Annotated in this window: 14 protein-coding genes; 1 reads left to right on the top strand and 13 read right to left on the bottom strand. The window is 67.1% G+C overall.

The window, feature by feature from the left end:
• Nucleotides 1–45 precede the first annotated feature (45 nt).
• The 10 genes from RDU83_12240 to asnS all read right to left on the bottom strand — a co-directional run bounded on the left by RDU83_12240 (nt 46) and on the right by asnS (nt 9569).
• Nucleotides 46–999: a bifunctional riboflavin kinase/FAD synthetase gene (locus RDU83_12240; GenBank protein ID MDQ7841775.1), complete on the bottom strand. Its 954-nt coding sequence runs from the start codon at nt 997–999 to the stop codon at nt 46–48.
• On the bottom strand, nt 996–1934 hold the full coding sequence (gene truB / locus RDU83_12235) for a tRNA pseudouridine(55) synthase TruB (protein MDQ7841774.1): 939 nt from the start codon (nt 1932–1934) through the stop codon (nt 996–998). Before truB ends, RDU83_12240 begins: the two co-directional genes overlap by 4 nt.
• A complete protein-coding gene (locus RDU83_12230) occupies nt 1924–2901 on the bottom strand; it encodes a DHH family phosphoesterase (protein MDQ7841773.1) in 978 nt (325 codons plus the stop codon). The genes truB and RDU83_12230 overlap by 11 nt, the downstream gene beginning before the upstream one ends.
• Nucleotides 2867–3250, bottom strand: coding sequence for a 30S ribosome-binding factor RbfA (rbfA, locus tag RDU83_12225; GenBank protein MDQ7841772.1), 384 nt, complete (start codon nt 3248–3250; stop codon nt 2867–2869). Before rbfA ends, RDU83_12230 begins: the two co-directional genes overlap by 35 nt.
• 14 nt (nt 3251–3264) lie before the next feature.
• Nucleotides 3265–3561, bottom strand: coding sequence for a DUF503 domain-containing protein (locus RDU83_12220; protein MDQ7841771.1), 297 nt, complete (start codon nt 3559–3561; stop codon nt 3265–3267).
• 17 nt (nt 3562–3578) lie between these two features.
• Nucleotides 3579–6140 carry a translation initiation factor IF-2 gene (infB, locus tag RDU83_12215; protein ID MDQ7841770.1) on the bottom strand — a complete coding sequence of 854 codons (2562 nt, stop codon included), beginning with the start codon at nt 6138–6140 and terminating at the stop codon, nt 3579–3581.
• Nucleotides 6141–6153: 13 nt separating this feature from the next.
• The gene (locus RDU83_12210; protein MDQ7841769.1) at nt 6154–6444 is read right to left on the bottom strand and encodes a YlxR family protein; all 291 of its coding nucleotides are present in this window, start codon (nt 6442–6444) and stop codon (nt 6154–6156) included.
• Between the two features lie 16 nt (nt 6445–6460).
• Nucleotides 6461–7597: a transcription termination factor NusA gene (gene nusA, locus RDU83_12205; GenBank protein ID MDQ7841768.1), complete on the bottom strand. Its 1137-nt coding sequence runs from the start codon at nt 7595–7597 to the stop codon at nt 6461–6463.
• The gene (rimP, locus tag RDU83_12200) at nt 7594–8100 is read right to left on the bottom strand and encodes a ribosome maturation factor RimP (GenBank protein MDQ7841767.1); all 507 of its coding nucleotides are present in this window, start codon (nt 8098–8100) and stop codon (nt 7594–7596) included. Before rimP ends, nusA begins: the two co-directional genes overlap by 4 nt.
• Nucleotides 8101–8261: 161 nt before the next feature.
• Entirely contained in the window at nt 8262–9569 is a 1308-nt protein-coding gene (gene asnS, locus RDU83_12195) for an asparagine--tRNA ligase (protein ID MDQ7841766.1), read from the bottom strand.
• Between the two features lie 66 nt (nt 9570–9635).
• Between asnS and RDU83_12190 the strand changes: the two genes are divergently transcribed.
• Nucleotides 9636–10283 (top strand): HAD-IA family hydrolase, encoded by a 648-nt coding sequence (locus RDU83_12190; GenBank protein ID MDQ7841765.1) that lies wholly within the window; start codon nt 9636–9638, stop codon nt 10281–10283.
• 9 nt (nt 10284–10292) lie between these two features.
• Here the strand turns inward: RDU83_12190 and RDU83_12185 are convergent, their stop codons facing one another.
• The 3 genes from RDU83_12185 to RDU83_12175 form a co-directional block, all read right to left on the bottom strand.
• Nucleotides 10293–10697 carry a hypothetical protein gene (locus tag RDU83_12185; protein MDQ7841764.1) on the bottom strand — a complete coding sequence of 135 codons (405 nt, stop codon included), beginning with the start codon at nt 10695–10697 and terminating at the stop codon, nt 10293–10295.
• Nucleotides 10660–11475, bottom strand: coding sequence for a ParA family protein (locus RDU83_12180; protein MDQ7841763.1), 816 nt, complete (start codon nt 11473–11475; stop codon nt 10660–10662). Before RDU83_12180 ends, RDU83_12185 begins: the two co-directional genes overlap by 38 nt.
• A 127-nt stretch (nt 11476–11602) precedes the next feature.
• On the bottom strand, nt 11603–11749 hold the full coding sequence (locus RDU83_12175; protein MDQ7841762.1) for a hypothetical protein: 147 nt from the start codon (nt 11747–11749) through the stop codon (nt 11603–11605).
• Between the last annotated feature and the right edge of the window lie 10 nt (nt 11750–11759).

Genomic DNA, 11759 nt, shown 5'->3' with positions numbered 1-11759 from the left:
CTTTCTGCTTCGCTACCGAAATCCCCTCAACTGCTACCCTGGACTTTACTCAAACCACCCTGTCCCAGTGATACCTGGGGAACCCAGGCAATCCCTCACGGCGAGGAGATCCCCTGACATCCGGGCCTTGAGGGTCTCGAGGTCCGGAAACCGCCGCTCATCCCGAAGCCTGGAAACGAACGCCACCTCAACGGTCTGCCCGTAGAGGTCTTGGTCGGCATCCAGCAGGTGCGCCTCCACCGTCAGCTCTCCTGCGCCGAACGTCGGTCGCACGCCGATGTTGATCGCGGCCATGTGGGCCTGTCCGGCCACGGTGGCGTACGCGGCATACACTCCCGGGCACGGCACCACTTTCTGCGGGAAGACCTGAAGGTTGGCCGTGGGCACCCCTAACTCCCGGCCACGGCCGTCTCCCGCCACGACCAACCCCCGGACCGTGTACCAGCGACCCAGCCATTGGGCAGCGGTCCTGACGTCTCCGGTCCGCAGACGCTCGCGAATCCCGCTGCTGCTGATAACCGCCCCGCCGTTGTACACCGGAGGCACAACCGTCACCCCGATCCCCCGTGCACCGGCCCATGCCTGGAGCATTGCGGTGTCGCCCTCGCGGCCGCGGCCGAAGGCATGGTTGGAGGAGGCCACCATCTCCCGTGCCTGGAGCCGGCCGGAAAGCATCTCCAGCCAGCCCGCGGCCGAAACCTCGCGCAGTTCCGCGTCGAACCGTACGACCAGCAGCGTGTCAATCCCCATGGAGGTGAACAGATCAATTCGTTCTTCGATCGTAGTCAGCAGAAACGGCTGGCCCGGCGGCGCGACCACGGCCAGAGGGTGCGGATCGAACGTGATAACCACCGACTGCAGGCCCTCGCGCGCGGCAGCCGACCGCAGCGCGGCAACCACCGCCTGGTGACCCAGGTGGAGCCCGTCAAATGTCCCCAAAGCCAGGGCGGCCGGTCTGGGATCTGAGGGCAGGTCCAAAAACCCGCGGACAACGTTCATCGCCCCCCTGACCCCCGAAGAACGCGAAACGGAATCAGGCGCCCGGCCTCCACGCGGCCTACGGCCACCAATCCCCGCTCGTCGCGCAGGCGGACCGGCAAATCCGCGGGCAGACCGGCCCACCCGGGGATCTGGAACAGCGGGATCGCCAGACCGTCCAATACCTGGCGCCGCTGAAGAGAAGTCAGATCCACCACGGGCAGGTGATTCAGGGCCTCATCCGGCGGCACGAGAAGACGCGTCAGATCCTCGACCGCGGAAAGCTCCTCTAGCGTGAGGCTGGAGTCGAGGGTGAAGCGGCCGACACGCGTGCGCAATACGAAGGAGGCGTGCCCGCCTACGCCCAGCCGCCTGCCCAGATCGCTGGCCAGCGCTCGAACGTAGGTTCCCTTGGAGCACTCCACCTGCACCAACGCGGTGGCGTGGTGCCCGGGGACAAACTCCAGCAGGCGGCATTCGAAAACGGTGACCTGGCGCGGAGCGACCTCCACGACCTCACCGCGCCTGGCGTGCTCGTAGAGCCTGCGCCCGGACCTGCGCACCGCTGAAACCATGGGCGGGACCTGCTGGATCGCGCCCACGAACTCCGTCAGCGCCTCCTCCAGCGCACCGGCGGTCAGACCAGAGGCATCGCTCCCGCCCACCACCGCGCCGTACGCGTCGCCGGAATCAGTCTCAACGCCGAAGGTGAACTCGGCGCGATAGCCCTTGGGCTGGTCCGAAAGGAACTCGGCGATGCGCGTTGCCCGGCCCACGCAGAGCACGAGCACGCCAGAGGCGCCGGGGTCGAGCGTGCCGGTATGCCCGATCCTGCGCACGCCCGTGAGCCGCCGCAGCGCGTCAACCACGTCGTGTGAGGTCATCCCAGGCGGCTTGAGCACATTGAGCGCTCCCGAGAGGTGGACCGCCTCCGGCACCAGGGGGCTACGCGTCATCGCCCACCGGACGGACCGCGCGCGATGAGGCCGAGAGTACGCGTGGCACCGCTTCCTCGATCCTGCATTTCATCTCAGCTCCTGCGGCGCCGGCGTGTCCTCCTCCACCCAGTGCGTGGGCCATGAGATCAGCGCGCACTCCGTCCCTGGCCCGGATCGAAACCCGGACGGTGTTTCCCCGGTCTTCGAGCACAACGGCCAGCCGAACGCCCGAGATCGTCCGAAGCACCGCAGCAATGCCCGCAACGTCATCCGGTCCGGCCCCGGCAGCGGCCAGCATCGCCGGCGTCACCGCGGTCATTGCCACCGCGCCGCTCTCGTGCAACCGGCTGGCAGCCAGGGCGTGACCCAGGAGCCGCACCGCGGGCGCGGGCTGCTCCTCGTACACAGCGCGCACGACCTCCCCGAGGATGGCTCCCCTCTCCATAAGCTCCGCGGCCAGCCGAAGCGTGCGCGGCGTTGTATTGGCGAACCGGAAGACACCCGTGTCCGTAACCAGGGCCGCGAGCAGGCAGGTGGCAATTGGACGATCAACGGTCACCCCCAGGTGCGCGATCAGATCCATGACCATTTCGCCGACCGCCGCGGCCGCCGGATCCCAGTACGTCAGTTGGGCATCCAAGGGGGGCTCGCTGTGATGGTCAATGGCGACCAGCGTTCCGGCGCGCTCCAGAGCCGGCGCCAGACCTCCTGCACGATCCAGGGTACCGCACTCCAGCGCGACCGCGACGGAAACGCCCATGGCGTCCGGAACGCCCCTGACCACTCCGCTCGCACCGGGAAGAAACGCCAGGGAGTCGGGCACGCCATCCTCGCACGCGACCGTCACGTCCACGCCGATGCGCTCCAGCGCGCCGGCCAGCGCAAGACCCGCGCCCAGACAGTCACCGTCGGGGCCCAGGTGACAGACGATCAGCACCTGGCCGCCGGTCCTAAGCGTCCGGGCGATGGTCTCCCGAGGGTCCACGCGTTCCCTCCTGATCCACTTTTCGGAGCAAAGACGACACGCGGGCCCCGCGCTCGATGGAATCGTCGAGGCGGAATAGGATCTCCGGCACGAACCGCATCGCCAGCCTGGCGCTGAGCTGGGAGCGGACGTGCCCCGTTGCCCGGTTCAACCCCGCCATCGTCCGCTGCTTCGCCTCCTGGTCACCGAGCACGCTCACGAAGATCTTGGCGTGACGCAGGTCACCGCTAACCACCACGTCGGTTATGGAAATGAACCCGATACGCGGATCCTTGAGGCCCTGCAGGATGATTTCGCTGGCCTCGGTTCGAATCACCTCGGCCAGCCGTTGGGCGCGGGTGCGAGCCATTGTCGTTTGCTCCATTACCGGATTTCGACCTGGAACTCCATTACGACCAGATCCGCCTGGCGCTCGACGAAATCGGCCACCTTGGCCAGGACGGCGTGCGCGTGACTCGTGGAGTTTGAAAGACAGGCAAACGCAACGGTCGCGCGTCGCCAGTTGTCCTGGTGGTCTACCTCGGCGGCGCAGACCCGAAACCGGTTCTGCGCCCGTTCAATCAATCCCGTCACCAGACGGCGTTTGTCCTTCAGCCCTCTTGCGCCTGGCAGGCTCAGTTCAATCCGGACAACGCCGACGATGATCTGCCCGTCCTCCAAGCCTGCGCCGCAGACTGCTACGCGGGTACTTCCTGCACCTCGTAGGCTTCAACCAGATCGCCTTCCTTGACATCGTTGAAGCGTTCCAGACCTATGCCGCACTCGAACCCGTCGGTCACCTCGCGAACGTCCTCCTTGAACCGGCGCAGCGAGCCGACCCTTCCGTCGTACACCACCACGCCGTCGCGGACGATCCGGGCCTTCGCGCCGCGCACGATGCGACCCCCTGTGACGTACGAACCAGCGATAACTCCCAGGCGGGAGATGGTGAACACCTGCCTGACCTCGGCCTGCCCCAGGACCACCTCCACAACCTTGGGCGCGAGCAGGCCCTTCTGCACGGCCGCCAGGTCGTCAAGCGCCTCGTAGATCACACGGTACACCCGCAGGTCCACGTGCTCTTCCTCGGCAATCCGCCGTACCTGGGCTTCGGGCCTCACGTTGAACCCTACGACAACGGCCCTGCTGGCCGAGGCCAGCATGATGTCCGACTCACTCACATTGCCGACCGCGGCGTGCAGGACGGTAACCTTCACCTCAGGTCCTGATAGTTTGGGAACGGCCGCCTGTAGCGCCTCGACCGATCCGTGCGCGTCACCCTTGATGATGACGCGCAATTCCTTCGGCCCCTCCCCCAACGCCGTGGCGGCCGCGGGATGCGCCGCGGCCTGCTCGGATGCGCGACGGCGATCCCGACGCTCCCCCGCCGCCGCGCGTGCGACCCGCTCGTCGCGCACCGCTTCCAGCAGGTCGCCGGCCTGGGGGACTTCCACGAGTCCCAATACCTCGACGGGCGTCGAGGGTGTTGCTTGATCCATCCGGGCACCCCGCGCATCCATCATGGCGCGGACGCGGCCGTGGGTTTCCCCGGCCACAATGGCGTCTCCCACCCGCAGGCGTCCTTCCTGAATCAGAACCGTCGCCACAGGACCCCGGCCCCGGTCCAGGCGGGCCTCTATGATCGTCCCGCGCGCGGGACAGTCCACGTCGGCGCGCAGATCCTGGAGCTCCGTCACCAGCAGTATCATCTCGATCAATTGGTCCAGCCCGGTCTTCTGCCGGGCGGACACCTGTACCATGATCGTGTCTCCGCCCCACTCCTCAGGCACCAGGCCCAGGTCGGCGAGCCCCTGCTTGACGCGGTCGGGATTGGCTTGGGGCAAGTCCATCTTGTTGATGGCCACCACTATCGGTACTCCTGCGGCCTTGGCATGGTTGACCGCCTCGACGGTCTGGGGCATGACGCCGTCGTCGGCAGCCACAACCAGCACCGCCACATCGGTCACCTGCGCGCCGCGCGCGCGCAGGGATGTGAAGGCAGCGTGCCCCGGGGTGTCTATGAACACGACCTCCCTTCCGCCGGACTGTACCACGGAGGCCCCGATGTGCTGCGTGATTCCTCCGAACTCCTGATCGGCAACTCGGGTCTGGCGGATCACATCCAGAAGCGTCGTCTTCCCATGGTCAACGTGCCCCATGACCGTGACCACGGGCGGTCTGGGAACGGCAGCTTCACCGGCGGCCACGACCATCCGATCGATCTTCTTCACTGCCTGCTGCCCTTCGGGCACCGGCCGCGTCTTGTGCACAACGGTGCCGAGCGACTCGGCGACCCGGGTGGCCATGTCGGCTGGGATCTGTTGGTTGATCCCGGCCAGCACGCCCTGGTCGAGCAGACGCCGCACGATCTCGCCCGCGGCAACGTTCAGCCGCGACGCCAGTTCTCCTACGCTGATCGGCCCAGTCATCTCGATCTCTGCTGCAACCGGGAGAACCGTCTCCACTGTGACGGTCTCGGCCGGACGCGCCCGTGCGCGCCGTCTGCGACGGGGCAGGCGGAACATGGGCCGGCGGGGCTGAACCGCAGGCCTGCTGGGCGGCTTGCCGGGACCCGCAGGCGGGCGGCGCCTATCGCCGGTCTCCGGTGCACGCGGCGGGAGGGCAACCGGCGGAGGTGCCGCGCCGCGACCTACCGGCTCGCGCGGCGCTTCCTTTGCGGTTTCACGCTTGGGCGGCCGAACCGGCTCGATCTTGATCCCCCTCGGCGGCGGAGGCGACGGGACAACCCTGGGCGGCGCAGGAGGCGCCTCAACAACACCTGCGGCTGCATGGGAGACTGCCGCCGCGGGCGTCGCCGCAACGGCAGGGGCTGCTGTTGCGGGAGCGGCTGGGACTGCTGTTGCGGAGGCGGGGGCTGCTGCTGGGGCGGCGGCGGCAGGGCGGACCTGTGGCGCTGCCTGGGGCTGCGGCACAGCCGGCGCCTCAGGCGGCATGACCGGTTCCTCCACCGGAGGCGGGGGAAGCACGATCTTCCGCATGCCCAGTATCCGCTCCCCGGTCGGGGTTTTGGTTTCGGGCCGGGTCACGGTCGCCGGGGGCGGCGCTGCTGCGGCATATGCCGCTGCCTGCTTCTTCCCCTTTGAGGGCCGCGTGGCCGCAACGTGCACCCGGACGCGCTGCTCGGCCACCACGCTCAGGCTGCTGCTGTGGCTCCTGACCGGCACCTTGAGCATCGCGAGCACGTCCATTAGCTCTTTGGTGCTCAGCCCCAGTTCCTTTGCCAGTTCGTACACCCGCATCCAGCGGCCTCCTCTAACTCCGACCGGGAGCCTGCGCGCTGCGGTCCGCCGCCGCACGCAGGTCCTCGACGATCGCCTCAGGGACTACTATCTCAAGCGCGTGCTGCAGCCGGTGTTCCCGTACCGCGGTCTCGGCGCAGGCGGTGTCGGGGCAGACGTACGCTCCGCGCCCCGACACCTTTCCCGTCAAATCCACGCGGACCTCTCCCGCGGGCGTGCGTACTACCCGGACCAGCTCGCGTTTCGGTCGTACCTGCCGGCACGCGACGCACTGGCGCTGTGGCACGTGCTTGACCCGTGACATCTGTCCAGGCCGCCCGTTATGCCGGCGGTTCGTCCGCGGCAACAGGGACGGCGGCTGTCTCGGCCGGGACCGGCTCTTCCTCTGGGAGATCCACGAAGATCTTCTGCGCCTCGATCTCCCTAATCTGTGTCTCGTTCTTGATGTCAATACGCCAGCCGGTCAGCTTGGCCGCCAAGCGGGCGTTCTGGCCCTCGCGTCCGATGGCCAGCGACAGCTGGTGGTCCTGCACGATCACAAGCGCCGTCTTGGTGGCCTCGGAAATCTCAACCCGCACCACCCTGGCCGGGCTAAGCGCGGCCGCGGCGAACTGCGAGAGGTCGGGGTTCCAGGCAACGATGTCTATCTTCTCGCCGCGGAGCTCGTCCACGATCGCCTGCACGCGCGATCCCTTGGGTCCGACACAAGAACCCACCGCATCCACGTTGCGATCCCGAGAAGCGACCGCAATCTTGCTGCGCGTGCCGGCCTCGCGGGCGATCGCCTTTATCTCCACGATTCCCTCGTAGACCTCCGGCACCTCTATCTCAAATAGCCGCTTGAGCAGTCCGGGGTGGGTACGTGAGACCACGATCTGCGGGCCGCGCGTGCCCTGTCGCACCTCGACCACGTACGCCTTCACGCGCTCACCCTGCCTGTATCCTTCACGCGGAATCTGCTCCGGGGGTGGCAGCACGGCCTCGATGCGGCCCAAGTCCAGAAAGACGTTCTTCCGCTCTATTCGCTGCACGATGCCGGTGACGATGTCGCCCTCACGGTCGCGGAACTCCTTGTAGACCATCTCCCGCTCCGCTTCCCGGAGTCGCTGCACGACCACCTGTTTGGCGGTCTGCGCGGCGATGCGCCCGAAGTCCTTGGGCGTAACCTCAACCTCGACCATCTCGCCCACCTGGGCCGTGGGGTCCCACTCACGCACCTGGGCAAGCGCGATCTGCAGCGTCGGGTCGTCTACGTCCTCCACCACGGTGCGCACCTGGTAGGCCCGCATCTCAGCCGTGGTGCGGTCCATCTCGATGCGCATGCTCTGGGCGGTGGCACCGAAATTCTTCTTGTAGGCGGACAGCAGCGCCGCCTCGATCGCGTCTATGATGACGTCTTTGCCGATGCCCTTCTCTTCCTCGATCTGATCGAGCGCCCGCAGCAGCTCTAAGTTCATGACCTACCGCGCCCCCCTTTGGCAAGATCTTGACGAAGATCCTCCATCCCCACGATCAATCGCGCGGAAGCAACCTGCTCCAACGGCAGCCGCACCGATTGGTCTTCCACATCAACAACCACGCTGCCGGCGTCAACCCCGGACAGCCGGCCCTTCCACCGACGGCGACCCTCCACGGGTTCGCGCGTCAGTAGCTCGATCTTGCGTCCTGCGAACCTGCGGAAGTCGCCCTCGCCGTGTAGCGGCCGGTCCAGCCCCGGCGATGCCACCTCGAGAATGTACGCGTGCGGGATCGGGTCGTGCAGATCCAGCGCGCGCCCCAGTTCCTCGGAGATCCTGGCGCACGCGTCCACGGTCACGGGTTCCTCTCCCTCCACGCTGATCCTGATCAGCGGGCGCCGCCCTTCCCCAACGATCTCCACGCCGGCCAGGGAATACCCCCACCTGGCCGCGACGGAGGCGGCCAGGTGCTCGACTGCGTCCTTCCATGGTGCGTGTGGCACGTACCCGTCTCCTCACCCCGCCGCATGAAAAACGAGCGGGCAACCTCACCCACTCGCGACGACATACCTGCCGGCGGAGAGCCGGACGTCTTCTGCAGCGGTCTTCGTCGCAATGTTACCACAATGCCCAACGGCCAGGCAAGGCCTTGGAGCGCAGGGCCCTACGGGTAGAGCCGGTTGAGCAGTCGGGGGAACGGAATGGCCTCTCGCACGTGCTCGATACCGCACAGCCATGCAACGGTGCGCTCGATGCCGATTCCAAAGCCCGAGTGGGGCACCGATCCGTAGCGGCGCAGGTCCAGGTACCACTGATAGGTGGACTCGGGCAGACCGTGTTCCGCCAGTCGCGCCCGCAGCAGTTCCAGGTCGTGGACGCGCTGCCCGCCGCCGATGATCTCCCCGTATCCCTCCGGAGCGATCAGGTCCGCACCCAGCACGACGTCCGAACGGTCGGGGTCCGGCTGCATGTAGAAGGCCTTGCAGCGGGTAGGATACCGGTGGATGAACACCGGCCGGTCAAACTGCTGGCTGACCGCGGTCTCCTCATCGCCCCCCAGGTCTTCGCCCCAGGCCACGGGCTTCCCGGCCGCGGACAGGAGCCGCAGCGCTTCATCATAGGAGATCCTTGGGAAAGGCGCTCGGACGCGCTCGAGCGGGGCCAGATCGCGTTCAAGCGCGGCGAGCGGTTCCCGGCAGCGTTCGAGGATCCGCACAACGACGCTGCTCACGAAATCTTCCGCCAGCGCCATGTACCCGTCCAGATCGAGGTACGCGACCTCGGGCTCGAGCATCCAGAACTCGATCAGGTGACGCCGCGTCTTGCTCTTCTCTGCCCGGAACGTTGGGCCGAAGCAGTAGACCCGCCCGAACGCCATGGCAGCGGCCTCATTGTAGAGCTGGCCCGACTGGGTCAGGTAGGCAGACCCCAGATCGAAATACTGCGTCTCGAATAGCGTCGTCGTTCCCTCGACCGCCGCGGGCGTCAGGATCGGCGCATCCACCCGTAGGAAGCCGTGACCGTCCAGATACTCGGTCATCGCCCGGATCACCTCGGCCCGCACTCGCAGGATGGCCTGCTGGCGGCTGCTGCGCAGCCATAGGTGGCGGTGATCCATCAGGAACTCGATCCCGTGCGGCTTCGACGTGATCGGGTAGGGCTCGGCCTCGTGCACAACCAGCAACGAGCCCGCGGCAATCTCTACCCCCCCGGGTGCGCGGGGGTCCGCCCGCACGAGCCCCGTCACGACCACGCTGCTCTCCTGCGGGAGCCGGTCCGCGGTCGCGAAGACCTCCTCGGGCACCTCTTGCCGGCTCATGATGACCTGCACCGCGCCCGTACCGTCGCGCACCAGGAGGAAGAGTATCTTGCCGCTGCTGCGCCGGTGCTGCAGCCATCCCCGGAGTTCCACCTCCTCACCCACATGGCCCGGGAGTGCGGCTATGGTTCGGTACGCTGGCCGAACGCTCATGATATTCCCCTCTCATCGTGAAGGGACGGCGCTTGGGATGAAGAATCCTCAATCAGGCCGCCAAGAATGGACGCCCCTCCGCCCCTTCTCATCTTCGACTTCGACAACACCCTTGTTGATTCTCGCATAGACTTCGCCGCGATGCGCGGCGCCCTGATAGACCTGCTGGAATCCTCGCGCCCGCTGAGTGAGCCGCGCGGGGCGCTGATGCGCGCCCCGATAGCGGATCTGGTCACTCGGATCGGCAACTCCGCCCCCCACCTAACCGCTCGGGCATGGGCGACCATCGAGGCCTTCGAGGCCGCGGGCATGGAGGGCGCGGTGCCTGTGCCCAACGTGCGCGGCGTCCTCGCGGACCTGACCGCCCGAGGGTTCCATCTGGCGCTCCTGACCAACAACGCCCGAACCGCCACCCAGCGCGCACTGGCCGAACTCGGGCTCTCCACGCTCATTCCCTTGACCGTAACCCGTGACGAGGTGCCTGCCCTGAAACCCGATCCGGCCGGCGTCCGGCTCGTCATGGAACTCGCAGGGCCCCACCGAACGGCCTATCTGGTGGGGGACTCCTGGGTTGATGGTCAGGCGGCGGCGCAGGCCGGCATCCGTTTTGTGGGGTTCGGACCCCGAAGGAGCGAAGTCGAGGCGCGCGGCGTCATGCCCTGGGCCTGGGTCAGCGACCTGCGCGAGCTGCTCGACCTCGACTGGAATGCCTGACCGGCACCCTCACCAGAGGTGCGCGAACTTCGCCGCGAACCGCCGATCGAGCACGCTCTGGTTCAGATCGTAGACCGGGCACTCGCGCAGCATGCAGAGATGCAGCGCCTGGTTGCAGTACGCGTCCGGCACCTCCCAGCAGGATTGGCTGATCTGGTAGGCGGCACAGATGCCCCTGGTAGGGTGCACCGTGACCCCCTCCTGAATCGCGGCCGGTTTGAGTGCAGGAGAGACGGGCTGAGCCCGAGCCTCGCGGACCAGCCGCAGGAGCGGCCGATCGACGCGCCCCTCCGCGGAAGAGTCCGCCGGGCCGGAGGCGGGGCGTTGCGGGTCGGTCAGCGCACCCATCTCGCGCGAGGCCGCCTCAATGACGTTCCTAATACCGCGCCTCAGCTCCTCGCGACCGCTGGGCATGTGCGATCACCTCTTTGGCCAGACTGGTATACTCCTTCGCACCGCGCGACGTGGGGTTGCTCACGAATAGCGGCACTCCTGACATGGACGACTCAACGAGCTTTATGTTGAAGTGGATCGTGGTCTCGAACACCTTGTCTGGAAAGAAGTCGTGGATGCCTCCCACGATCTCCTTGCTGATCGTGGTGCGGGAGTCATACATCGTTGGAAGCACGCCCAGGATCTCCACCTGGTGGCCCACCTCGTCGTTAACCATCTTCAGGGTCCGGATAAGCTGCCGCATCCCTAGCAGCGCGTAGTAGTGGGTCTGGATGGGTATGATGATCCCATCGCAGGCCACCAGGGCGTTCAATGTCAGCAGCCCCAGGGACGGCGGCGTGTCGATCAGGATGAACGAATAGCGGCTGCGTATCGGCGCCAGGCGCCTGCGCAGCGCGTGCTCCCGTCCGATGCGGGCCGCCAGCTCCAGCTCGGCGGCGGCCAGGTCAATCGAAGAGGGAGCAACCTCCAGGCCCTCGACCGGTGAGGGCCGGATCACGGCCTCCAGCGGCAGCCCCTCGTCGTGGTCGGGGTCCAGCAGCACATGGTAGATCGTCTGCCGCAGCGTGGCCGGATCGATCCCAAGGCTGACCGTCGCGTTGGCCTGCGGATCCAGGTCTATCAGGAGACACCGATGCCCCGCGGCCGCCAGGGAGGCACTGAGGTTGACGGCCGTTGTGGTCTTGCCGCACCCGCCCTTCTGGTTGACAAGCCCAACGATCAGTGCCCCGTTACCCACCAGCCTCCTCCACCCCATCCGGCCGCACGCCGCACGCCGCGCGCCCACGCGCTCTCCGGGCTGTTCGACCCGGCTACGAGCATCTCCTTGTCCGAACTGAAGTGCGGGGGAATCGTGCGGCGCGCCGTCAGTGCTTCCCGATGTCGTCTTCCTTGAGCACGGTTCGATTGACGAACCGGATCAGCCCCGGCCAAACCAGGGGGAGCAGAGCGCCGATCACGATCATGATACCCAGAGCCCAGAGGACAAGGGTCAACGCAGCGCGTTCGGTCATGCGGGCCTCC

This window comes from bacterium, from assembly GCA_031082185.1.
In the GTDB taxonomy this organism is placed as follows: Bacteria; Sysuimicrobiota; Sysuimicrobiia; order Sysuimicrobiales; family Humicultoraceae; genus VGFA01.
Note: the sequence above shows the minus strand (reverse complement) of the source record. Positions and strands in the feature narration are given on the sequence as shown.

Bases quoted from the DNA above. Each gene is read 5' to 3' on its own strand.
- RDU83_12240 (MDQ7841775.1), bottom strand. From the start codon at position 999: ATGAACGTTGTCCGCGGGTTTTTGGACCTGCCCTCAGATCCCAGACCG.
- truB (MDQ7841774.1), bottom strand. From the start codon at position 1,934: ATGACGCGTAGCCCCCTGGTGCCGGAGGCGGTCCACCTCTCGGGAGCG.
- rbfA (MDQ7841772.1), bottom strand. From the start codon at position 3,250: ATGGCTCGCACCCGCGCCCAACGGCTGGCCGAGGTGATTCGAACCGAG.
- infB (MDQ7841770.1), bottom strand. From the start codon at position 6,140: ATGCGGGTGTACGAACTGGCAAAGGAACTGGGGCTGAGCACCAAAGAG.
- RDU83_12210 (MDQ7841769.1), bottom strand. From the start codon at position 6,444: ATGTCACGGGTCAAGCACGTGCCACAGCGCCAGTGCGTCGCGTGCCGG.
- nusA (MDQ7841768.1), bottom strand. From the start codon at position 7,597: ATGAACTTAGAGCTGCTGCGGGCGCTCGATCAGATCGAGGAAGAGAAG.
- asnS (MDQ7841766.1), bottom strand. From the start codon at position 9,569: ATGAGCGTTCGGCCAGCGTACCGAACCATAGCCGCACTCCCGGGCCAT.
- RDU83_12190 (MDQ7841765.1), top strand. From the start codon at position 9,636: ATGGACGCCCCTCCGCCCCTTCTCATCTTCGACTTCGACAACACCCTT.
- RDU83_12185 (MDQ7841764.1), bottom strand. From the start codon at position 10,697: ATGCCCAGCGGTCGCGAGGAGCTGAGGCGCGGTATTAGGAACGTCATT.
- RDU83_12175 (MDQ7841762.1), bottom strand. From the start codon at position 11,749: ATGACCGAACGCGCTGCGTTGACCCTTGTCCTCTGGGCTCTGGGTATC.